The organism is Planctomyces sp. SH-PL62 (genome assembly GCF_001610895.1).
Lineage (GTDB): Bacteria > Planctomycetota > Planctomycetia > Isosphaerales > Isosphaeraceae > Paludisphaera.
Genome location: NZ_CP011273.1, coordinates 5,385,850 through 5,408,059 on the forward strand (window position 1 = coordinate 5,385,850; position 22,210 = coordinate 5,408,059).

Here is a 22,210-nt window from a genome sequence, read left to right on the forward strand (position 1 = left end):
GTCGAAGGATTACGTGAGAATCTAACGGGCCGTCGGCGCCGGCTCAACGAGTAAAGGAACGGTCCCGCTGCGCCGCAGGCGTCCAGAAGCGGGCTCGGCGTCGGCCGCCCGAGGCGAGGGTGCGTCGAACACAGAGAGACCGATCGCTTGCCCGGCGCGATTTCCTGGTTGCTCGATCGCGCCTGCTCGCCTCAGGATTTCCACGACCTCCTTGCTGCCCGTGTGCCGGGCGGCTTCCAGGGCGGAGGTCCCATCCTCCCAGGTCGCGTTCGGATCGGCTCCGGCGGCTAACAAGGATTTGATCCGTCCCACGTCCCCCTCGACCGCAGCGATGAACAGCCGTTCGTCAAGCCAGAAGGCCTGATAGAGATGACGAACGAAGAGCGCCGACAACCCCAAAAAAGCCAGGCAGGACGCGGGCACGATCCAGCGTCGGATCGAGGATCGGAAGAAATAGGCGGCGGCGAGAAGACTCGTGATCGTGAAGCCGACGGCCAGGAGAAACGTCAAAGCCGTGCTACTGATTCCCATGGGGACGGCCTCCGTCGGATCGGTGGTCGTGTTGTGCCAGGACGCGGCAACAAGCCGACAGAGGTTCGCCGGTTCTCAGCAGAGCACCTTTTCCTCTTGCTCGCCTCCCCCCTCAGAGACTCTCGGTCTCGCCGACGCGCCATTTCCCAGCGCGGGCGGAGTCGATCAGATCCAGCAGCCGAATGGGCACGTGCTTTTGAGGTCGCCACGACGTGAAGATCATCCACAGAAGGGTGCATCCCTCGGGGCTTGTGTGTCGTTCCCATCGAAACTCTGAGATGTCAACATTAAACCGTCGGCTGAAGTCGACGATGAACTCGCACACGTCATCACCATAGATCTTGCTTTCGCTAATAAGATCGCAGTTGATTTTTACGGCAGAATTTATCCACGGCATCTGTTCGCCTACGAACGCTCGAACGACTTCTTCAAGATCATCGCATTCTGAATTATTGGGATTGCTCATGTTCGTCGAAGGCAATTTTGCGTAACCGTTCTCGGGGCCTCGCGGACGTGCCGCCGCTTCCGCCGCAGACCTGAGAGACGCTGCGCGGACACCGCAGTATAGGATAGATGAGGAGTCGCCTGGAGGACTACGGACTGATGAGCCGGTCCATTTGGGATTCGTCGCCGAGGGCCGGGTCGGGGAACGTGAACATCGGTTTGGACGATCGGCCGGGCTCCTCGAAGGCCGCCAACGCCGCGCGCCAGTCGGCGAGGGGGAAGGGACGGACGTCGGGGATCGGGGCGAGGCGGAGGAGCGGCCAGAGGCGTTGGAACCAACCCCGCCAGGTCCCGGAGGGCACGGCTTCCAATCGGTCGCGAAGGTGAAACCGGTGCACGGTCGGGCCGGTCGCGATCGGCAGGAAGGGCTCGCCGGACAGCAGGCCGTAGGAGACCAGCGCGGCGTCGCGAGGCATCGCGGCGAGGAGGGTCTCGGCAAGCCGCCCCCCCACGGCGTCGAAGGAGACGTCGGCCTTCGCGGCGACGGCGGCGAGCGTCCGGTCGTCCTGGCGGACCGGCGACAGGCCGAGGGCGGCCAGGGCCTCGGCATGCACCGGCGAGCGATGAACGGCGAACACCTCCGCGGCCCCCGCGGCGACGGCCCAGGCGCCGAGCAGTCGCCCGCAGGTCGAGCCGGCGGCCGTCAGCAGTACGCGGCGGCCGGTGACGGGCCAGCCCTCCAGCATCAGCAGCGCGGCGAGCGGGTTGATGTAGGCCCGCGCCGCGAGCGAGTCGGGGACGTCGTCCGGGACGGGGATGATCGATTCGCGATCGGCCTGGACGAACTGCTGCCAGGTTCCCTCGCCTCGCAACGGCAGGACGCGACGGTTGAGGAGGGCGCGGTCGCCCGCCTCGACGACGATCCCGCAGCCCTCGTAGCCGGCGACCCGAGGCGGGACGACGCGATGCCGGTACGCCCCGGTGATCGGGATCAGGTCGGACGGGTTGATCGGCGCGGCGAGCATTCGGACCCGGACGCGGCAAGGCGTGAGCGGGGCGAGTTCGGCAGCCTCCAGGGCGAGCACGTCGCGGGGTGGGCCGAAGCGTCGATACCAGAGGGCCTGGTTGATCGGCCTGGACGCTGCGTCGCTCAAGCGATCCACGTCTCCGGACCTTCGACGACGATGAATTCCTCGACGTCCTTCCGCAGGACGAATCGCCCGCCGTCGCCCACCGTCTGCCAGCCCGCGCCAACGTCCACGATGTAGTCCGAGCCATCCTGGGACACGATGTTCAGTTCAAGCCCGCAGGGGACGAAGGGATCGAGCAACTGATCGAGCGGTGCCCCGGCGATGTCCTTCTCGGCGAGGAACTTCATGCATAGGAGTCTGTCCTTCTGGCCCGACAGCGTGGTGAGCATCGCGCGGAGGCCCGGCTCGGTGAGCCGTTCCACGAGGTCGGCGAGGTAGGCTAGGAGCTTCCGTTCGCGCTCCTGCGGGGGGCCGTAGTATTCGGTGAGGAGCCGTTCGTCCGGGTCGTCGAAGTTCGATTCCATGACAGGCTCCCACGTCGACGGGGAAAGCGAAACGGCCGGGACGCTTCAGGCTGTGGAGCCCGGCGTCCCGGCCGTTGGTGGAATCCGAGTGGACCGTCGGTCGAATCGGAGTCGGATCAGATCACCTGGTCGCCGCCGGCGGACGTCTGCGGTCCCTTCTGCATGTGGAGGCGGCCGATGGTGGATTCGATGATCCGGAAGATCTTCTCCGACGCGCCGTCGACCGATTCGTCGATCGTGGCGGCCTGGTGGCTGGCGACGAGCGGCTGATGGCCGGCGAGGCGGGCTTCGATCAAACAGCGCTTATCGTTGTCGGCGCCCTTGGGGCCGTTGACGTCGGCCAGGTGGACGTCGACGCGGGTGATCTGCTCGCCGTACCGTTGCAGGGTACTTACGAGACCCTGGGAGATCTCCTCGACGAGACGCTCGCTGCCCTGAATGTGATTGTCGGTGAGGACATGAATCTGCATCGTTCACCTCGCTGGCACTGCGTTCGAAGCGAAGGGCCTCGCGCGGCCCCGCCGCTGAGAATGGTACGTCATGGGGGGCCTTTTGCAAGAGACGCCCCCGTCGGCGCCCGGCTTTCTCTTATGCAAGTCACGAGCCGAGCTTCGGGAACAACGGGTCGCCGTCGCCGAGGCCACCCTTGAGGGGGATCTTCCGCTCGGGCTTGGGAACGGGCGGCGCGTCGTCGTCCTCGACGTCTTCTTCCTCCGCCTGATCCTTGGCGGCCAGGGGGAGGAGCGACAGGCTGATGCGCCGGGCGTCGGATTCGACCTTCAGGATTCGGACTTCGACTTCCTGCCCCGGCTGCACCACGTCGGCTATTCTACGAACCCGGGTGGGAGAAAGTTCGGAAACGTGGATCAGGCCCTCGACGCCCGGCTCCAGCTCGACGAAGGCGCCGAACTCCATGATCTTGGTGACCTTGCCGCGGATCGTCGCGCCCCGCGCGTAGTTGTCGTCGGCGTCGTCCCAGGGGTTCTTCTGGAGCTGCTTGAGGCCGAAGGTGAGCTTGCGAGTCTCGCGGTCGATCCGAAGGATCTGGACCTGCACCTTGTCGCCGGGGCGGATCAGGTCGTCGACCTTCTCGACGCGGATCCAGCTCATCTCGCCGATCGGCAGCAGGCCGTCGACTCCGCCCACGTCGACGAAGGCGCCGAAAGGCTTGACCGATCGGACGACGCCGTCGCGGATCTGGCCCTCTTCGAGGGTCTCCCAGGTCTTCTCGCGCAGCTCGGCGCGTTCCCGCTCCAGCAGGTCGCGGCGGGAGACGACCAGGTTCTTCTCGCGCTGGTCGGCCTCGGTGACGACCGCCTTGACCTTCTGGTTGATGTAGTCGGAGGCGTCCTCGACGCGGTTGAGGTCGATCTGGCTGATGGGCATGAAGCCCCGGATGCCGTCGACGTCGACCTCGACGCCCCCCTTGACGGCCTTGGTGATCTTGGCCTCGACGATGACCCCTTCGCGGAGGTTGCTCCAGTCGGCCTCGATGGCCGCCCCCTTGAGACGGAGGTGGACGATCCCCTCGGAGCGGTCGAAGTGGTCGAACTGGACCTCGATCTCGGAGCCGGCGGCGGGGAACTCTCCCTCGAACTGGTCGAGCGGGACGACTCCCTCGCTCTTGCCGCCGAGGTCGATGAACAGGCTCCGGCCCCGGACGCCGATCACCCGCCCCTTGCGCAAGCCCTGCTGGGACTCCTGGCCGCGGCCCTTGCTGTCGGCCGGGAGCCGTTGCTCGCGGGTGCGACGGGCCGGGGCGACGTCGAACGCGTGGGGGTCGAAGCCGCTGAGAGCCGCTTCGAGCTCGGCCTCCAGCTCGTCATCCCACTGCTTCTTGAGCGGCAGCTCGGCGGCCGCCTGGGACGACGCGCCGCCCAGGGCGGCGTCCATCGCCCGGTCGATGGCCGCGTCGGGCGACGAGGCCGAGGCGGAAGCCGCACCGGGCGACGAGGCCGGGGCCGATGCCGAGGAGCGCCGCGGTCCGGAGGGAGGGGGGGCGGGCTGGGAGGGCGTTCCGGGGGCGTTGGGGGCGTTCGGTTCGTCGGGCATGGGATCAGGTCCGTCTTCCAGACTGGTTCATGACAGGGATCGAGGCCGGTCGCGGCGGAATCCGCGCGTCCTCGCGGGCTCGCCCGGATCCAGACTATCCGTTACGGCGGATCGAGCCAAGGCGTCCCCCCTCGGGGCGACCGGCGGCGCGGCCGTGACGGGGGGGCGTGGGAGGGCCTCAGTCGTAGTGGCGAGGCTCGGGATGGGCGGCGGCGACGGGCTCATAGCGACGGTTCCGCCCCACCGCCTCGTCGGGCCGGACCTGATCCAGCCGCTTCCCTTCGGCCCCCCACCCGCCCTTGTGGAACTCGAAGACCGCCGTCGCGTGGCGACGCGCCTGGGGGGGCTCATACGGCTCGGGTTCGAAATGCACGCAGACCAGGGCGAGGAACCGCCGAGTCTGGCGGTCTCGGGCCCAGACGATCTCGTCGTGCCACTGGGCGTCTTCCCAGCGGACGCCTTCCTCGCGGTCGAGCCGTCCCAGGCTGGCGACGAAATCCGCCTCCAGATGCTCGCGACGGCGTCGGAACGTCTCGCGCGCCCGATCGACGTGGAGGTCCTCGAAGAAGAGGCGCAGCGGGCGGTGCAGGATGCACCATCCGGCGAAGACGCAGACGGGAAGGACGCCGGCCCCGATCAGCCATCCCATTGGTAGAACCCTCGCCCCTCGCCTCTGGACAGGTCGGCTGGATAGCGCATTGTAGGAGCGCCCCGGCCCGGACCGCAAGTGACGGCCCGCGCGGAACGTCTCGGTTTCGTCCATTTTTCTCCCGAACCGGATCTCTCAGATGCCTCGAACAAGCTCGACGACCCGCCGGAAAGCCGTGCCTCCGTTGAAATTGGGGGCGCACATGTCGATCGCCGGCGGCTACGACCGGGCCGTCCGCGCCGCGCACGCGTTCGGCTTCGAGACGGTCCAGCTTTTCACCAAGAACAACAACCAGTGGAACGCCCCGCCGATCACCGACGCCCAGGCCGGGGCGTTTCGCGCGGCGATCGACGAGACGGGGGTCGTCGATCCGGTCTCGCACGCCTCCTACCTCATCAACCTGGCGAGCCCCGACGACGTCCTCTGGAACAAGTCGATCGACGCGATGGTCGTCGAGATCGAGCGCTGCGCCCGGCTGGGGATCGCCGACCTGGTGGTCCACCCCGGCGCGCACGTCGGGACCGGTGAGGCGGACGGGCTCAGGCGGGTCGCCCTGGGGATCGACCGGGTGCTGGAGCGGACCGCCGACCTGGCCGTGACCATCGACCTGGAAACGACCGCCGGCCAGGGGACCTGCCTGGGCCACCGCTTCGAGCATCTCCAGGCGATCCTGGAACTTGCGGCCGACGGGGCGAGGCTGGGGGTCTGCGTGGACACCTGCCACATTTTCGCGGCGGGCTATTCCTTGCACCTCAAGGAACTGTACGATGAGACGTTGGACCAGCTGGATCGGACGGTCGGGCTGGGCCGGATCCGGGTCTGGCACGTCAACGACAGCCGCCGCGAGCTGGCCAGTCGGGTCGATCGCCACGCCGGGATCGGCGCCGGCCTGCTCGGCCTGGAGCCGTTCCGGTTCCTGCTCAACGACCCGCGATTCCGGGGCCTGCCGATGATCCTCGAAACTCCCAAGGGGGTCGAGGACGGCGAGGAACTCGACGCTCGCAACCGAAGGCTCCTGCACGGCCTCCTCGCGCCGTGAGGTAAGTCGAGGCGAGGCGGACGGAGGCGCGGGGCCGCTCCCTCTTTTGAATCGGTCATGGAACCCCTGGACGGTGGTCATCGCGTGGGCAAACCGAAGAACCCCCTCACCGGCAATGGCAACGGCGCCCCGAAGAGCCCGGCGCCGCCGGTCGTCGTCGACTCCAGCTTGTTCATCAATCGCGAGTTGAGCTGGCTCCAGTTCAACGATCGGGTTCTCGAAGAGGCCCGCGACCGTTCCAATCCGCTGCTCGACCGGCTCAAGTTCCTGGCGATCTGCTCTTCGAACCTGGACGAGTTCTTCGAGGTCCGCGTCGCCGGCCTTCAGGCCCAGCTCTATGAGAGCCTGGAGCCCCAGGACCCGCCCCCGGACGGCATGGGGCCGCTCGCCCAGCTCCTGGAAATCTCCAAACGAGCCCACGACTTCGTCGCCCGGCTCTACGACGTCTGGCTCAACGAGGTCCGCCCCGAGCTGGAGGGGCACGGGATCCGCATCTGCACCCCCGCGGAGCTGACCGAGGCCCAGAATGCGTTCCTGGACGACTACTTCACCCATCAGGTCTACCCGGTCCTCACCCCCCTGGCGATCGACCCGGCGCACCCGTTCCCGCACGTCCACAACAAGAGCCTGAACCTGCTCTTGCGGGTGGAGTCGCTCAACCAGCACGGCCGGCTCCTCTACGCGGTCCTCCAGGTCCCCTCGGTCATCAGCCGGCTGGTGCCGCTTCCCGACGAGCCCGAGGGGGGCAAGCGGTTCGTCCTGCTCGAAGACGTGATCGGCCCCCGGCTCGACGCCCTCTTCGGCGGCTACCGGACGGTCGAGCGGGTGGCCTTCCGCGCCACCCGGAACAGCGACCTCTCGATCCAGGAGAACGAGGTCAAGAGCAGCCTGCTCTCGACGATCGAGGAGACCCTCCGCCAGCGCAAGTGGGGCGCCCCGGTCCGGCTGGAAATCTCGGAGCGCGCCGATTCCGACTTCCTCGCCCAGCTCCTGGCCGCCTCGGCCCTGGAGTTGGAGGAGCGCGACGTCTACAAGGTCCCCGGCCCGGTCGACCTGACGGTCCTGGGAGGGCTCTACAAGCTCGAGGGCTTCCGCGACCTCCGCGAGCCCGCCTACGAGCCCAAGATGCCCCCGGCCTTCACCGGCCGCAAGAGCGTCTTCCGGGCGATCCGCGACCAGGACTTCCTGGTCCATCACCCCTACGAGTCGTTCGGCGCCGTCGTCCAGCTCATCGAGCAGGCGAGCGAAGACCCCAGCGTCCTCGCCATCAAGATGACCCTCTACCGCACGGCCGACTCCAACCCGATCATCACCGCCCTCGCCCGCGCCGCCGAGAACGGCAAGCAGGTCACCGCCCTCGTCGAACTCCAGGCCCGGCTCGACGAGGAGAACAACATCGACAAGGCCCGGATGCTCCAGAAGGCCGGCGTCCACGTCGTCTACGGGATCGTCGGCCTGAAGACCCACTGCAAGGCCGCCCTGGTCGTCCGCCGCGAGCACGACGGCATCCGACGCTACGTCCATCTGGGGACCGGCAACTACAACCACACCACGGCGAGGCTCTACACCGACCTCAGCTACTTCACCTGTCGCTCCGAGATCGGCGAGGACGCCAGCGCCCTGTTCAACCTGCTGACCGGCTACTCCCAGGGCAACACCTGGAAACGCCTCGTCGTCGCGCCGATGAACCTGGCGGACCGTCTCACGGCCCTGATCCGCCGCGAGGCCGAGCACGCCCAGGCCGGGCTCCCGGCGCGGATCATCGCCAAGATGAACTCGCTGGTCGATCCCCGGATCATCACCTGCCTGTACGAGGCCTCCCAGGCCGGCGTCCAGATCGACCTCATCATCCGGGGCATCTGCTGCCTCCGCCCCGGCGTCCCCGGCGTCTCCGAGAACATCCGGGTCCGCAGCATCGTCGACAAGTTCCTGGAGCACTCGCGGATCGCCTACTTCGCCAACGGCGACGACCCCGAGGTCTTCCTCTCCTCGGCCGACTGGATGCCCCGCAACTTCCGCCGCCGCGTCGAGTTGATGTTCCCCATCGAGGCCCCCGCCCTGCGCTCCAGGGTCATCGACGAGATCCTCGCCATCTCACTCGCCGACGACGTCAAGGCCCGCGAACTCCTGGCCGACGGCACCTACCGGCTCATCCAGCCCGAGCCCGGCGCGGCGATCGTCCGCTCTCAGGTCGAGTTCCAGAAGCTGGCCATCGAGCACGCCTCCAGCATCAACATGACCCCCGTCGTCATGCCCGATTCCGAACTCAGCGAGCGCCGAGGTCCGCCTTACGGCTGACCTTCGGCCCCCCCGGATCCGTCGCCGGCCCCTCCCGAGGGCCGGCGAGCGCGACGCTCGCCAGCAACGCCAGCATCAACGCGAACGTCGGCAGGCCGACCCAGTTGGTCAGCCCGGAAAGCGTCTCGCGCGCGATCCTCACGTCGAACCAGGCGATCCACCCGAAACAGGCCAGGTACGCCGCCGCCAGCGGTCCTCGACGCACCAGCTTCGCCCGATCCCGGACGAACCAGTAGGGGCCGAGCAGGAACAGGACCATGTAATACTGCGGGAACCCGACCTTGTAGAGCGCCAGCGTCGTCGTCACCGCCAGCACGCACGAGGCCAGCGGATCGAACCCCGTCCGCCGCGTCCACGACCAGGCCTGATAAAGTGCGAACAGCAGGACCGGCCCCGCGTACTCGTCCGGCGAGAAGAACAGGGTGTCGCGGCCGATCGGCGAATGCGGGCCGCGCAAGAAGCTGAAGATCGACAGATACGCGGACTCGCGCCTCACCGCCAGGCCGATCGGCCGCAGCGCCGAGGTCCCCCAGACGCCGCAGGCGAACGCCATCCCGCCCAGCGCCAGCCCGGCGGTCGCGGCCAGATACCGCCAGCGAATCCGCCCCCGATCCAGGGCCAGGAACGGCGCGAGCACCCCCGGGAAGAATTTCAGCAGCACGCCCGAAGTCAGCCAGCCGACGCTCGCCCACCGGCGTCCCCCCAGCCGGGCCTCGGCCGCCGCGATACACGAAAGCGCGACCAGAACGTCGAAATGGCCGAAGAGCGCGATCTCGACCCAGGCGAACGGGTTCGCGAACCAGACCGCCAGCGCCAGCCCCCCCACGCCGGCAGGCCCGACGCCCCCCCAGGCCCAGGATCAGCCAGGACACGAAGAACCAGTAGGCCGCCGCGAAGATCAGCTTCGGCCCCAGCGGGTTCCACAAGACCGGCAACGCCAGGACGTTATATAGCGGTCCGTAGGCGTTGAGCGAGAACGACCCCTGCCCCCCGATGACCAGGAACCAGGGATCGCGGCCGGCCAGGATCTCCCGCCAGATCTGCACGTAGAGGTAGTAGTCCTGGATCGCCCCCTGGAAGATCGTGAACAAGAAGAAAGCCAGGCTGGCGACGATCAGGAAACCGGCCGTCGCTCGACCCAGCCAGGCGTCGCGACGGGTCGCCCCATCCCACGCGCGACGGCCCCAGACGCCGATCGCCAGCACCAGCGCCGCATGCACGATCCCCGCCGCCGCGACGGCCGACGCGGCGTCTCGCCATGCCTGAAGCACGTCTTCGGGCGCTCGCCCCCGCGCGAACCATTTCAACGCGCGATCGAGCGTCGACGCGCCCACCCCGGGGTACGAACTCGCGATCAGCCCCGGCGCGATCGCCGTCGCGAACCAGGCCCAGGCCGTCAGGGCCGCGCCGTAGAGGAGGAGGATGAACGCGGTCCGTCGCCAGGCGATCGCCGTCATGCCGTGGTCTTCCGGGAATTCCGAGCCACCCGCGCCGACGCGGGATTCCGCCTGTCACCGGACGCAACCGCGATTCGCGAACCACGGTCGTCCCCACTTCGAGCGACGCCATCTTACAGGACCGGCCGCCCGCGATGCGAATCGCCCCGGCGGTCCCTCGCGGGAGGAGCGGCCGGGGCGGCCGGGTTCGAGACCGCCAGGACGGTCAGGCGACGCGGCGACGCCGCGCCCAGACCCCGCAACCGACGAACGAGGCCAGCCCGCACAGCACGAGCGACGACGGCTCGGGGACCGCGACGGCCGCGGCCTCGCCGTACACCAGCGAATCGAGCGTGTACGCATAAGTCGCACCCGAGCCGGGATCGGCGACCGCGCTGATGGTCACCGAGGTGAAGGCGACGTCCGAGGTGAAGCCCAGGAACTGGCCGGTCGAGGTGTTGGGGAACACGTCGAACCGGCTGCTCACGACGTCGCCCAGGTTGAGGGTCGCCGTGTAGGCCCCTTCGAACGCGGCGAAGGTGTTGATGTCGATCGCGAACGCGGTGATCGCCGTGGCGAAGGTGAAGGTCGCCGATTCGGAGCTGAGGAAATACCCGACTGAGGTCGATCCCAACCCGTTGGGCGTGGTGGACGTGAGATAGCTGTCGGTGACGATGGGATTTCCCCCGGAGGCCCCGTAGGTGACCCCGTCCAGCGTGCCGAGAACCGTCCCGGCGGCGAGCGAATCGAAGTCCTGGCCCGAGAGCGTCCCGCCAGACAAAGCGGTCTGGAAAGCGGCTCGGTTGTAGGTCGTGATCGTCGCCGACGATGCGGCGCTCGTCCACAATCCGACGCAAACAACGCAACATACAGCTGTTCGATACATGGCTGCTCCTTCGGATGTCGTTAAAACGGTTCAAAGAACGGCGTAACGTAATAGAGCGTTCCCAACCCTGCAACACACGTGGGAGATTTGCATCATGTTTCGATGCTTCTTCGCTATCGCACGGCCACGCATGTTCGGTTCCGGCCCCTGGCGCTCGCGTCTGATCGCGAGGAAAGCGCCCGGCGACGGGCGTCTCCTCGACCCACCGACGGGCGAATCGACGGACCCGCGGGAATCTCCGAAACCCCGCTATCGCCGGGGTTTGCGACGCCCCATGTCGCAAAGCGAGAACATCCGATGGTTTTTTCCGATTTCGCGCGAACTTGACTCCGAGTTAAGATGTCTAGGGCGATATCTCGAACGGATCAGCCCCGATGGGGCGGCCGGGCGTTCCGCGCTCGGCAGACCTGAACGAGACGACCGAATGCGAAAGCCGCAAGGACTCGGGCGCGTGCCCGATTCCCATCGAGATCCGGGAGGACGAACGGTCCCGGCTCGGTAGACGCAGCAGGACGGCTAAGGACCGTCCCTTTCCTCGTGGGGATTCACCGCCTTCGCCTCCCGGCGCCGGCTTCATCGGCCGCGCCCCCGGGACGAAAACGAGGCGGACGATTCCCCACCACGTGATCCCGCCCCACCTGAAGGCGGATGCGAGGGTATTGCCATGTTGAACCGCAACAACCTGACGCTGTCGGCCCTTTCCAACCGGCTGAATCTCGGGACGCGGTCGCTCGTCCTTAAGGCGAGCGTCGACAACGGCAAGGCCCTGCACATCCGTCACGCACATCATGACGTCATGCGCGAGCCCATGGCGGCGCTTGCTTTTGTAGGCGTACCTTGCGTACCCGCCTATATCACGCCGCCGATTACCGGCACGGCGACGACGGATTCCCCATGTCTCCGGGCATGGGCCGATTCCACGCCGCCGACCGTCGCCGACGCGTCCCAGGGTGCGACTCCGAGCTGGCGAGGCTGGCGATGCCGGCCTTCCGCGAGCCTCGAAGCGTGCCAGGCCCCGTCCTCCCGATCGCGACGATCTCCCGCCGCGGCAGCCGCCGCAGCGAAGGCCGTCGCTACCAGTCCCCGGCTCGGCCGGGGTTCCGGTACGGTCGAGAAGGCCGGCGCGGCTGGGGCCGCAAGCCGTCGGACGGCGAACATCGGGGCGCAAGCCGCGATAGCCGGGTCTTGAAGAGTCGAACGTCCTGGAAAGTCGCGGTAGGCCGCCGGTGAGCCGTGCCGGGGAGAAAAGCCGGGGGGGAACGATCCCCGCCCAGCCTCCCCCTGCCCGTCCGCTCTCCTGAAGGTCCGCCGACCAGTCCAGCGAATCACGACTCCGCGTCGTCGCCCTCGGAATCGGGTTTCTCGAACTCGAACCGATCGCGTCGCGCACCGCACATGCACGCGTCGCCGCGTCGAGCCGCGCGAACGCCCCCGGTCGCCTTCCGCCTTCGTCGGGAGGCCGCCGCGACGGCCGTTCCGCAGCCCTCGCGAGTGTTTCAGGTTCGTTCGTGACGTCGCCGGAACTCGTCGCACCGCATCGGCCCAGGGAACTAGGGGCCGATCGCGCGAGTCGCCGGCAACCCCGAGAGCGGGGAAGGTGGGTCCTTTGATCGCCACGCTGGAAACGCGAGAGGAAGAAACCCCGAGCTGGTTCGAGGTCGCGGCCCTGGTCCGCAGCGCCCAGGACGGGGACCGCGACGCCTTCGGCCGACTGGTCGAACAGTTCGAGCCCACGGTCCGGGCCATCGCCCTCCGCCGGCTGGGAAACGTGGGCGAGGCCCTGGAACTGACGCAGGAGGTCTTCCTGCACGTCATGCGGCGGCTGGGACAGCTCCGCGAGCCCGAGCGGTTCGCCGGCTGGCTGCGGCAGGTCGCCGTGCGGATGGCGATCAACCACGTCACGCGGAGGCCTTCCCCGTTCACGGTCGAAACGGCCGTCCTGGAAGGCGCCTTCGAGCAGGCCGACGAGCCGATCGACGCCCTCATCACCCGCGAACGCGCCGAGCGGTTGTGGGAGGCGCTCGGTCGCCTCAAGACCCTCGACCGCGACACCCTCGTCGCCTTCTACATCCGCGACCTGTCGCTGATCGAGATGGCCGAGGAACTCGACGTCCCCCTGGGCACCATCAAGCGTCGGCTCCACACCGCCCGCAAGCGGCTCCGGGTCGAACTCGAATCCAGCTCGCCCGACGAGGAATGGGCCGAGCGCCTCGATTTCCAGGAAGACCCCGACGAGGAAGACGCCCACTGCCTGGCCGCCAGCTCCGCCCGCAGCTGGTGACCGCCGCCGCCGCGGACGAAGGGACGACGAACACATCGACCGTCCGCGATCCGGCTCCAGACCCGAACGCCCTCCCCCCCTCGCGGGGGGCGGTGACCCGCAGGGCCGAATGAGGGGGAACACGTGCAGGAAGACCGTCCGCGTCTCGGTCGGCCGGTCCGCGAATCCCGACGGCTTCCCGGCTCGTCCCCCCTCATCTGACCCCTCGGGGGTCGGTCTTCCCCCTCGGGGGGGAGGTGACCGCAGGGCCGGATGAGGGGGCGACGAGCGTGAGGGTCGTCGGCGTTCCGCCGCGGTCGTTCGCAAACCGTCGACGCCCGGCCGGGCCACGGGTCGGATTCGCTTCGCGACGCCGGATGTTTCCGACGGAGCACCGCCACGGGAGAAGGCGTGATCGCGCCAGCATCCCTTCCTGCATAGCGGAAATCGAGGAGAAGACGGCCCCGTTCGCAATCGCCGATTCGGGCGCATCGTTATTTCAGGGGACGGTGCGCGAAGGACGATCCGATGCCGGGCCGGCGAGGCCGATGAAGCGGGGCGTGGGATGATGAAAAGCGCCGAACGAAGCCAATTCCATCGCCGCAAAACCACTGATAAATCACTATGCCGCAGCCTGTTGCGCCGATCGGCTTCGTTCCGGGCCGGCGCGATCGAAGCCAACTCGCCGGGGTCGCTCGGCCGCCCCGAGTTGGAGGGAGGATGGTCCTCCGGGTATCGTGGTTGAGGTCCAGAATCCCTCAACCCTCGGCGGCCCTCGATCGTGACGACTTTTCCGGAATCCGACGTGTATGACGTGGCCGTCCTCGGCGCCGGCGCGGCCGGTCTGGTGGCCGCGACCAGGGCGGCCGAATGTGCGGCGCGGGTGGTCCTGCTGGAGAAGAACCGCAAGGCCGGGGTCAAGATTCTGATGTCCGGGGGGACCCGCTGCAACATCACCAACGCGAGGGGATTGCGGCGGCTGGACTCGGTCTCGGGGCCGATCGACCCGGCGTTCGACCCCAAACTGCTCCGGGGCGCGCGGGCGATCCAGGACGCTTTCGGGGCGAACGGGCCGTTCCTGGGCCCGTCGCTTCGGAAGTTCGACGTGGACCAGACGGTCCGCCTCTTCGAGTCCGAAGGGGTGGCCGTGAAGGTCGAGGCCAACGGCAAGGTCTTCCCCGTCTCCGACCGATCGGTCGATGTGCTCGACGCGCTCCTGCGGCGGCTCGAACGCTCCGGGGCCGAGATCCGTTTTCTCAGCCCGGCCCGCTCGATCGAGCGCCTGGGGGACCTCTGGCGGGTCGCCCTGCCGCAAGGGGAGGTCCGGGCTCGGCGTCTGATCCTGGCCGTGGGGGGCCGATCGTTTCCGGGCTGCGGCACCACGGGGGACGGCTACGCCCTCGCGCAAGGGCTTGGGCATACGATCATCGAAGTCCGCCCCGCCCTGGTCCCCCTGAAGGTCGAGCCCGACTGGGTGCCGACGCTCCGAGGCCTGAGCCTGCAAGACGTGGTCGCGTCGGTCCATGGGCCGTCCGGCCCGGCCCTGGCCGAGCGTCGCGAGGCCATCCTGTTCACGCACACCGGACTGAGCGGGCCGGCGATCATGGACGTCAGCCGGGCCGAGGCTCGTCGGGAAGGCGAGGGACGGCTGGAGTTGAGGATCGACTTCCGGCCCGACGAGTCGCGGGAGGACGTCGACCGTCGGCTCCAGGCCGCGACGAGGAAGGGCCGGGCCTCGGTCGCCTCGATCCTGTCGGCCGATCTCCCCCACCGCCTGGCCGAGTGCGTACTCGACCACTGCGGCATCCCCCGGTCGCGGATCGGCCCGGACCTCTCGCGCCCGGAGCGGATCAAGCTCGTCTCGGCGCTGAAAGGCCTGGCGCTGCCGATCGCGGGGACCCTCGGATTCGAGAAGGCCGAGGTTTGCAGCGGCGGCGTCGCGCTGGACGAGGTGGATCCGAAGACGCTGGAGAGCCGCCTGGCGCCGGGCCTCTTCCTGGCGGGAGAGGTCCTGGACCTGGACGGCCTGATCGGCGGGTACAACTTCCAGGGGGCCTGGAGCACCGGCTGGCTCGCCGGCGAATCGGCCGCGGCCGGCTCGGCGACGACCTGACGGGAGCCCCCCCGGGGCGACGGCCGCCTCAGCGGCTGAGCGCCCCCCGCGAGATCGCGCCGGGGTCGCGCGAGACCTTCTCGGCGAACTCGCGGAACGAGGCCAGGGCGACCTTGAGCTGCAGGAGCGCCTGGTTGGCGGACATGGCCATCGTGTTGAAGTTGTCGTACAGCTCGGTCTGGGTCAGCAGGCGCTGGAGGGAGCCGCCGGTGTTGAGGCCGCCTCGGCTGTTCCGGAGCGTGTTGGAGAGCAGCTCGACGTCCGAGGCGATGCGGTTGACCCGCCGCACGGTCTGGCCGAAATCGGTGGCCGGCGTCCGGTCGACCGGGGCTCCCAGGTCCTTCATCAGGGGCGCGGCGTCCGCAAGGGCGGTATCGAGCCGGGCGGAGGCGGCGGAGAACTTGGCGACGCCCGTCTTCAGCGCGTCCTGGGTGGCGGGGTCGAGGGTGCTGTTGAGCCGTTCGGACGCCTGCTGGATGTTCGCCAGGGCCGCCTTGACGCCCGCCTGGTTCTCGTCGACGAAGCCTCGGATGCCCGTGGAGGCGGACGAGAGGTCCTTGCCGGTCGCGTCCCAGGTGGCGAGGAACTCGTCGAGCTTGCCGGCGCTCTGGGAGAGCTTGGCCAGGCCCGCGGCGGCTTCCTGGATGGTGTTCAGGGTGTCGCCGGCGCGTTCGAAGGCGATCGTGGCGGCGGCGAGGGCCTTGGAAGGATCGGCGGCGACTTCTCCCTCGATGATCGCGGCCTCGGCCGGGGTGGCGGCGGTCTCCAGCAGGCCTTCCCCCGAGCCGGGGAGGAGGTCGATGGTGACGTCGCCGATCAGGGAACGGGTGAGCCGGGGGACCGACCCCTTGCGGATCTTGAACTGGCTCTCCAGGGCGATCGTCACGATCACGCCGTCGGGCTGGTCGGCCCGGTCGTCGAACTCGATGCCGACGACCTCTCCCACGCGGATGCCGCTCTTGCGGACGGAGACCCCCTGGAGGACGCCGGGGGCCTCGGCGTAGTGGACCCGGATGAACCCGCGCTCGCGGAGGATCTGGGGGGACTCGCCGAACCAGACCACCAGCATCGTCAGCACCAGTCCGGCGACGATGACGAACATGCCGAGCCGAAACTGCATGACGCGTTCATTCATGAGCACCCTCTACTTCTTCACGGGGTCCCGGCCGCGTCAGGATTCCGTCGCGCGATTCTGGGCCGCCAGTTCGCGGAGCCGTTCGCCGGCCTCGCCCCGGACGAACTGTCGGACGCGGGGGTCGGCGGCGTCCTCCAGGCCGTCGGGGGGGCCGTCGTAGATCACCTGGGATTCGCCGCGGCCGATCCGGGCCAGCGGGTAGAACATGACGACCCGGTCGGCGACCTTGGAGACGGTCCGCATCTCGTGCGTGACGACGACCCCCGTCTTGTCCCCCCCCCGCTGGGTCTGGAGGATCAGCTCGTTGATGACGTCGGTCATGATCGGATCCAGGCCGGTCGTCGGCTCGTCGTAGAGCATGACCTCGGGGTCGAGCGCCAGCGCGCGGGCCAGGCCCACGCGCTTGCGCTGGCCGCCGGAGAGCTCGGCCGGTTTCTTCTGCTCCAACCCCTGGGGGAGCCCGACGTCCTGGAGCCGCTCGGCGACGATGGCCGCGGCCTTCTCCTCGTCGCAGACGTTGTGCTCGCGGAGCCCGAAGGCCACGTTGTCGTAGACGCTCAGGCTGTCGAACAGGGCGGCCATCTGGAACAGGAAGCCGAACCGGAGCCGGAGCTTGACGAGGTCGCGCCCGGCCAGCCGGGTGACGTCCTGGCCGTCGAACAGGATCCGTCCGCTGGTGGGGTGGAGCAGCCCGATGATGAGCTTCAGGAGTACCGTCTTGCCGCAGCCGCTCTCGCCGATGACGCAGACGGTCTCGCCCCGACGGATCGTCAGGTTGAGGCCCCGCAGGACTTTCTGGCGGCGGAACTGGATCGAAACGTCCTGGAACTCGATCAACTCCCCGCCCGCCGGCCCGGCCTCGGACGGCGGGGGCGTCTCCTCGCTCATAGCAGCCCCGAGGCCTGAGGCCAGATCGCGCGATAGGTCGTGTTCCAGGCCAGCCCCAGGACGAAGTCCAGGAACAGGATCGCCATGAATGAGAAGACGAACGCCTCGGTCGCGGCCTTGCCGACCCCCTCGGCCCCGGCCGTCGAGTTGAACCCCCGGTGGCAGCTGATCAGCGCGATCGCCGACCCGAAGAACAGGCTCTTGAGGACGCCGGCGAGGATGTCGAGCCCCTCCACGTAGTCCCGCGAGTGCTTCCAGTAGGCGAACGAGTCCACCCCCATCACCTGTGTGCAGACCGCCGCCCCGCCGATCACCCCCATGAAGTCGGCCATCAGGGTCAGCAGGGGGATCAGAAGCAGGCAGGCCAGGAACCGGGGGACCGCCAGGTAATAGATCGGGTCGGTCCCCAGCGCCGAGAGCGCGTCGATCTGCTCGGTGACCCGCATGGTCCCCAGTTCGGCCGCCATCGACGAGCCCACCCGACCGGCGAGCATCGTCGCGGCCAGAACCGGGCCGAGTTCCTTCACCAGGGAGATGTTGATGACCGAGCCCAGCCGCGTCGCCAGCCCCATCATCTGGAACTCGTGGAACGCCTGGACCGCGAGCACCATGCCGATGAACGTCCCGGTGATCGCCACCACCGACACGCTCTGGACCCCGATGGCGTAGAAGATCGGCACCAGGACCGACCAGCGAGGCCGGCGGCGGAAGATCCAGCCGAGCGTCTTGAGCGAGAACAGGCCGACGTCGCCGATCTCGGCGACCCGGTCGAAGACGTGCTGCCCGATGCGATGGACCGCGGTCTCCGGGCCTTCCTCCTCGTCCACTTCCGGATTGAGCGCCGCCACGGCCATTCCCGCATCCCCTCCCGAAATCGCGGTCGGTGCCGGCGCGTCGATCGCGAGAGGACCGGCGTCGACCGGCCATTCTCGACATTCTTCGATCGGTTGGCAAGGCCGACTCCCAGGCCCTCCGCCCCTCCCCAGCCTGGCGCGCACGGCCACACGGCCCCGCCCTGGGAACGGCGCGGGCGCGCAGGGACTCGGGGCCGCGCGGACGGCGGCGGATTCGTCCTTAGTACAGTCTCTCACCCTCGGCTGCGGCGACGAGGGAACCTCAGCGCATGACGCGGACGTAGACGCATCCGTCGTGGATGCAGATGTCGGCCTCGACCCCATCCAGTCCGGGGAGGACGACTTCGAGATAGTTGAAATCCGCGTCCCGATACCGATTCACCGACTGTTGAAGCTTAGCCGAACGCCTCGGGGCCTTAAGCTGGGCGAAACATCCCAAGAGGTCGCCGATCAGTTCGGGCAGCGAACGCCTCGACTCGGCCTCGTGAAGGGTCGGCCGGACCAGGGGCAGGGAGATGCTGCAAGCCGTGTCGGACATGGCGAAAATCCTTATCTCTGAACGCCCCAGGTCATGGGACGCGACGCCGACGCGGGGAGGCGGACCAACGCCCGACCCGATCGACATGCGATCGAACATCAACTCGTCAAGGCAACCTCACGTCTTGTTCCGCACGCCTTCGGGGTCGATTCGGGCCGCGAAGCGAGCCCGAAGGCCATGATCCCGATCCACCGCAAATCCACGAACGACGATTCAGCGAGAAGCAAGCAAAAAGAGGACTTCAGGCGGAGAACCTCGAAAACGATTTCAATCGAGCCCAGGCAACGCATTCATTGACACAAAACATCATGCATGCGAACCCGCTTGACTGTCAACCCCTAATATAACGCATGCCTGCAACTAAGGAAGCCTAAATTCCTTTTCTGTCAGGAGGATTAAGTCGCTGACGCCCTTAACCGGTTCCGGTGTTGGAGAATAGGACGGCGAACCGGGGATTGGAGCGGAGAACTGGACGAGGGGCGGGGACCGCGTCAGGCGGTTTGGGGGGGGCGGGGCGGCACGCCGAGTTCGTCCAGGCGGCGGGCGAGGAGGCGTTCGATGGTCTCGGCGGTGCGTCGGTAGGTCAACTGGTCGGCGCCGATGGGGTCGGGGACGTCGCCCCCTTCGGAATCGAGGAGGGAGGAATGAGCCGCGGCGTCGGGCGCGGCGGCGAGGAGGGCCTCCAGATGGTCGGAGGTCATGGCGAAGAGGCGGTCGGCCTGCTGGAGGAGGTCGAGGCTGACGGGGCGGCTGCGGTGCTGGTCGAGCGTCCCCCCCATCGCGCGGAGGATCTCCACCGCGTGGGGGGCTGCGGGGGCGCCGTGGGACGCCGCGACGCCCGCCGAGACGACCAGGAAGCCTCGCGATTCCAGATCGCCGATGGCGCACCCCAGGCGGCGGGCCAGGAGCACCTTGCAGATCGCCTCGGCCATCGGGCTGCGGCAGGTGTTGCCGGTGCAGATGAAGCCGAGGACGATCCCCGAACGTCGGGTCAGGGTCCCCTCGTCGACGACCCCTTCCCGGGCGATCGACCAGCGATCCCCGTCGATGCGCACCACGGTGGCGACGCGGCCCAGGCGGCTCGGCCCGGAGTCGATCGCCATGTCGACGTCGGCCATCGCCCGCAGGGGTTCGGCGGTGGTGGCGGGGGAACCGTCGGGGTTGCGGACGAGACTCAGGACCAGGGGCGCCGGGCAGAACTGGAGGATCTGCCGCATCAGGAGGTTCTCCGGACAGCGGAGCGCCACCTCGCCCTCTGGGGAGATCATCGGCTTGACCGCCTCGGGGAGGCGTTCGAACAGGCCTTCGCGGCCGGACCGCGGGAAGACCAGCGAGACCGGGCCGGGCCAGCATCGGCGTGCGAGCCGGGCGCCGATCGCGGGAAGGTCCGGGACCCAGTCTCCCGCCTCGGACGCCCCCTTGAGCAACAGGGTCAGAGGCCGGGGCTCCGCATCACCCCGAAGCGCCCGGAGCCGGGCCACGCCGGGGGGGTTCAAGGCGCTGGCGGCGAGGCAATAGACCGTCTCGGACGCGAGCCCGACGACTCCCCCCTGGGCCAGACAGGCGACGGCCTGATGCACCACGTCACGGGCGTCGTCGCACTGCGACAGGTCGATCCACTGGGAAGGAGAAGGGCTGTCCGTCATGAAGTTCCGGGGGCGTCCCTGGCGAGGACGAGGAGGCGAAAGAAGGGTGAAACCTACGGCCGGGGGCGGGTCCCGATCAGAGCAGCAGCGTCAGGCCGCTGATATCCTGGATCTCGGCGTAGATCGAGCGAACTTGCTCGGCGTTCTGGACCGTAAGTTCGAGCGTCATGGCGATGTGACGCCCGCCTCGGGTGGCGCGGACCGAGTATTCCAGGTCCGAAGACGCGGCCAGGTGTTTGGTCACGGCCTCGGCCACCCGCTTCTCGAAATCATCCTCAGCCAGGCCGATCGCCTTGATCGTGTAGTTGCCGGGGAACAGGTGAGTCGATTCCAGGAGGTCCACCGAGGGACGATGATCCGGGCGACTGTCCATGGGGTCGGCTCCAGGAACAGTGGGAAACGGGTCGGGTCGGCTTCACGGCCGCCAAGGCATCATACGATCGAATCGCGGTCCGGGGAACCCGCCGGGGCGATTTTCGCCCCGCCCGGCCCGAGGACGAAGGGCTTCGAAAGACGAGCAGCCTCGACGCCGAGGGGCCCTCGGGGCGAGGCTGTCGTATGTGGGCTCCCGGAGGGAGAGCGGGGATCGGTCGCGCGGCGGACCGTGGAAGCGCGTCGACTTCCGGTCGTGGGCGCGGCGGGCCGGGATCCGGCTACGGCTTATTTCTTGCGGTGACGGATCTTGCTGCGCATCCGGCGCTTCTTGCGACCGACCTTCCGACGACCTTTGCCTCGACGACGACTGGCCATGCGTTCTCCTTGGGTTCCTGAAGCGGCGGGTACGGGGACGAGGGCGGAAGAGACTCGCCCTCAAGTCCATAATCCTATTTTATACCGCAGGACGCCCCGGCGCTCAAGCGGTTGTTCCAATCGACGCACGAGAGGTCGGCCAGCGCGAGCACGAGCGCCTGGGTCCCCTTGCGGCCCAGCCCCCGGGCGGCGACGGCCCGGTAGAGTTGCTCGACGAGCGCCAGGCCGGGGAGGGCGAGGCCCATCCGGCGTGACTCGGCCAGCGCGATCCCCATGTCCTTCAGGAAGTGCTCGACGAAGAACCCGGGCTCGAAGTCGCCGGCGAGCATCCGGGGGGCGAGGTTGCTCAGGCTCCAGGAGCCGGCCGCCCCGTTCGAGACGCTGCGGAGGACCGTCTCGGGGTCCAGGCCCGCCTTGCACGCGTAGAGCAGGGCTTCGCAGACGCCGACCATGTTGCCGGCGATCAGGACCTGGTTGGTCATCTTCGCGTGCTGGCCGGAGCCGGGGCCCCCATGAAAGACGATGGTCTTCCCCAGGACCTCGAACAGCGGCCGGACGGCCTCGGCGACCTCCTCGTCGCCGCCGATCATGATCGACAACCGGCCTTCGCGGGCGCCGACGTCGCCGCCGGAGACCGGCGCGTCGAGCGCATGAACGGCCTTCGCCCCCGCCTGCTCGGCGATCGCCGCGGCCAGGGCGGGCTCGCTCGTCGTCATATCCACCAGGACCGTCGCGGGCCTCGCGGTCGTCAGCGCCCCGTCGACTCCCAGGATCACCTCGCGGACGTCTTTCGGGTGGCCCACGATCGAGAAGACCACGTCCGACGCCGCGGCGACCTCGGCCGGCGAGCCGACCGCCTTCGCCCCCCGCGCGACCAGCGGCTCGGCCTTGGACCGGGTGCGGTTGAAGACGGTCGCCGAGTAGCCGGCGTCGATCAGCCGGCCGCACATCGAGGCCCCCATCACGCCGGTGCCGATCCAGCCGATCCGGGTCTTCCCGGGTTCGATTCGCAGGTCCATGATCGCGGTCCTCGGCGGCTCGGGGCGCCCCGGCCGACACGCATGGTCTTGAGCCTTCGGAGAGCCCGGCGATACAATCGGGCTTTGCCACGGGGCGATTATAGCCGGGCCGGGCCC

21 protein-coding genes are annotated in these 22,210 nt (G+C 68.5%); 5 read left to right on the forward strand and 16 right to left on the reverse strand.

Annotation, left to right across the window (positions count from 1 at the left end):
* Positions 1-21: 21 nt before the first annotated feature.
* From VT85_RS20895 to VT85_RS20920, 7 genes are all read right to left on the reverse strand, one after another.
* A complete protein-coding gene (locus VT85_RS20895) occupies positions 22-531 on the reverse strand; it encodes an ankyrin repeat domain-containing protein (RefSeq protein ID WP_068419696.1) in 510 nt (169 codons plus the stop codon).
* 112 nt (positions 532-643) lie between these two features.
* On the reverse strand, positions 644-997 hold the full coding sequence (locus VT85_RS26985; RefSeq protein WP_082858777.1) for a DUF1493 family protein: 354 nt from the start codon (positions 995-997) through the stop codon (positions 644-646).
* A 127-nt stretch (positions 998-1,124) separates the two neighbouring features.
* On the reverse strand, positions 1,125-2,129 hold the full coding sequence (locus VT85_RS20900) for a zinc-dependent alcohol dehydrogenase family protein (protein ID WP_197490911.1): 1,005 nt from the start codon (positions 2,127-2,129) through the stop codon (positions 1,125-1,127).
* Positions 2,126-2,530, reverse strand: coding sequence for a hypothetical protein (locus VT85_RS20905; protein WP_068419698.1), 405 nt, complete (start codon positions 2,528-2,530; stop codon positions 2,126-2,128). Before VT85_RS20905 ends, VT85_RS20900 begins: the two co-directional genes overlap by 4 nt.
* Before the next feature lie 116 nt (positions 2,531-2,646).
* A complete protein-coding gene (locus VT85_RS20910) occupies positions 2,647-3,000 on the reverse strand; it encodes an HPF/RaiA family ribosome-associated protein (protein WP_068419700.1) in 354 nt (117 codons plus the stop codon).
* A 127-nt stretch (positions 3,001-3,127) separates the two neighbouring features.
* Complete coding sequence (locus VT85_RS20915; protein ID WP_082858778.1) at positions 3,128-4,582, reverse strand: 30S ribosomal protein S1; 1,455 nt, start codon at positions 4,580-4,582, stop codon at positions 3,128-3,130.
* Between the two features lie 178 nt (positions 4,583-4,760).
* Positions 4,761-5,231 (reverse strand): hypothetical protein, encoded by a 471-nt coding sequence (locus VT85_RS20920; RefSeq protein ID WP_068419702.1) that lies wholly within the window; start codon positions 5,229-5,231, stop codon positions 4,761-4,763.
* Positions 5,232-5,406: 175 nt separating this feature from the next.
* On the opposite strand from VT85_RS20920, the gene VT85_RS20925 reads away from it, so the two are divergent.
* Entirely contained in the window at positions 5,407-6,270 is an 864-nt protein-coding gene (locus VT85_RS20925; RefSeq protein ID WP_231871420.1) for a deoxyribonuclease IV, read from the forward strand.
* 84 nt (positions 6,271-6,354) lie between these two features.
* Complete coding sequence (gene ppk1, locus VT85_RS20930) at positions 6,355-8,568, forward strand: polyphosphate kinase 1 (RefSeq protein ID WP_197490913.1); 2,214 nt, start codon at positions 6,355-6,357, stop codon at positions 8,566-8,568.
* Here the strand turns inward: ppk1 and VT85_RS20935 are convergent.
* On the reverse strand, positions 8,537-9,394 hold the full coding sequence (locus VT85_RS20935; protein ID WP_068419709.1) for a hypothetical protein: 858 nt from the start codon (positions 9,392-9,394) through the stop codon (positions 8,537-8,539). The two genes, ppk1 and VT85_RS20935, sit on opposite strands and share 32 nt — an antisense overlap.
* A gap of 257 nt (positions 9,395-9,651) precedes the next feature.
* Between VT85_RS20935 and VT85_RS27875 the strand changes: the two genes are divergently transcribed.
* The gene (locus tag VT85_RS27875) at positions 9,652-9,834 is read left to right on the forward strand and encodes a hypothetical protein (protein ID WP_156512990.1); all 183 of its coding nucleotides are present in this window, start codon (positions 9,652-9,654) and stop codon (positions 9,832-9,834) included.
* A 396-nt stretch (positions 9,835-10,230) separates the two neighbouring features.
* On the opposite strand, the gene VT85_RS20940 is transcribed toward VT85_RS27875, so the two are convergent.
* A complete protein-coding gene (locus VT85_RS20940; RefSeq protein WP_156512991.1) occupies positions 10,231-10,890 on the reverse strand; it encodes a PEP-CTERM sorting domain-containing protein in 660 nt (219 codons plus the stop codon).
* 1,597 nt (positions 10,891-12,487) lie between these two features.
* Between VT85_RS20940 and VT85_RS20950 the strand changes: the two genes are divergently transcribed.
* Positions 12,488-13,171, forward strand: coding sequence for an RNA polymerase sigma factor (locus VT85_RS20950; protein WP_231871421.1), 684 nt, complete (start codon positions 12,488-12,490; stop codon positions 13,169-13,171).
* 784 nt (positions 13,172-13,955) lie between these two features.
* Positions 13,956-15,263, forward strand: a complete 1,308-nt coding sequence (locus VT85_RS20955; RefSeq protein ID WP_197490914.1) for an NAD(P)/FAD-dependent oxidoreductase — start codon at positions 13,956-13,958, stop codon at positions 15,261-15,263.
* Positions 15,264-15,291: 28 nt separating this feature from the next.
* On the opposite strand, the gene VT85_RS20960 is transcribed toward VT85_RS20955, so the two are convergent.
* The 7 genes from VT85_RS20960 to VT85_RS20990 form a co-directional block, all read right to left on the reverse strand.
* Positions 15,292-16,398, reverse strand: a complete 1,107-nt coding sequence (locus VT85_RS20960; RefSeq protein WP_068419718.1) for an MlaD family protein — start codon at positions 16,396-16,398, stop codon at positions 15,292-15,294.
* Between the two features lie 36 nt (positions 16,399-16,434).
* Entirely contained in the window at positions 16,435-17,286 is an 852-nt protein-coding gene (locus VT85_RS20965; RefSeq protein ID WP_068419719.1) for an ABC transporter ATP-binding protein, read from the reverse strand.
* The gene (locus tag VT85_RS20970; protein ID WP_068419721.1) at positions 17,283-18,140 is read right to left on the reverse strand and encodes an MlaE family ABC transporter permease; all 858 of its coding nucleotides are present in this window, start codon (positions 18,138-18,140) and stop codon (positions 17,283-17,285) included. The genes VT85_RS20965 and VT85_RS20970 overlap by 4 nt, the downstream gene beginning before the upstream one ends.
* Positions 18,141-18,402: 262 nt before the next feature.
* Positions 18,403-18,678, reverse strand: a complete 276-nt coding sequence (locus VT85_RS20975; RefSeq protein ID WP_068419722.1) for a hypothetical protein — start codon at positions 18,676-18,678, stop codon at positions 18,403-18,405.
* A 491-nt stretch (positions 18,679-19,169) separates the two neighbouring features.
* Positions 19,170-20,324 (reverse strand): Sua5/YciO/YrdC/YwlC family protein, encoded by a 1,155-nt coding sequence (locus tag VT85_RS20980; protein ID WP_068419724.1) that lies wholly within the window; start codon positions 20,322-20,324, stop codon positions 19,170-19,172.
* A 76-nt stretch (positions 20,325-20,400) separates the two neighbouring features.
* Positions 20,401-20,697, reverse strand: coding sequence for a YbeD family protein (locus VT85_RS20985; RefSeq protein ID WP_068419726.1), 297 nt, complete (start codon positions 20,695-20,697; stop codon positions 20,401-20,403).
* 451 nt (positions 20,698-21,148) lie between these two features.
* Positions 21,149-22,093: an NAD(P)-dependent oxidoreductase gene (locus VT85_RS20990; RefSeq protein WP_068419728.1), complete on the reverse strand. Its 945-nt coding sequence runs from the start codon at positions 22,091-22,093 to the stop codon at positions 21,149-21,151.
* Positions 22,094-22,210 lie beyond the last annotated feature (117 nt).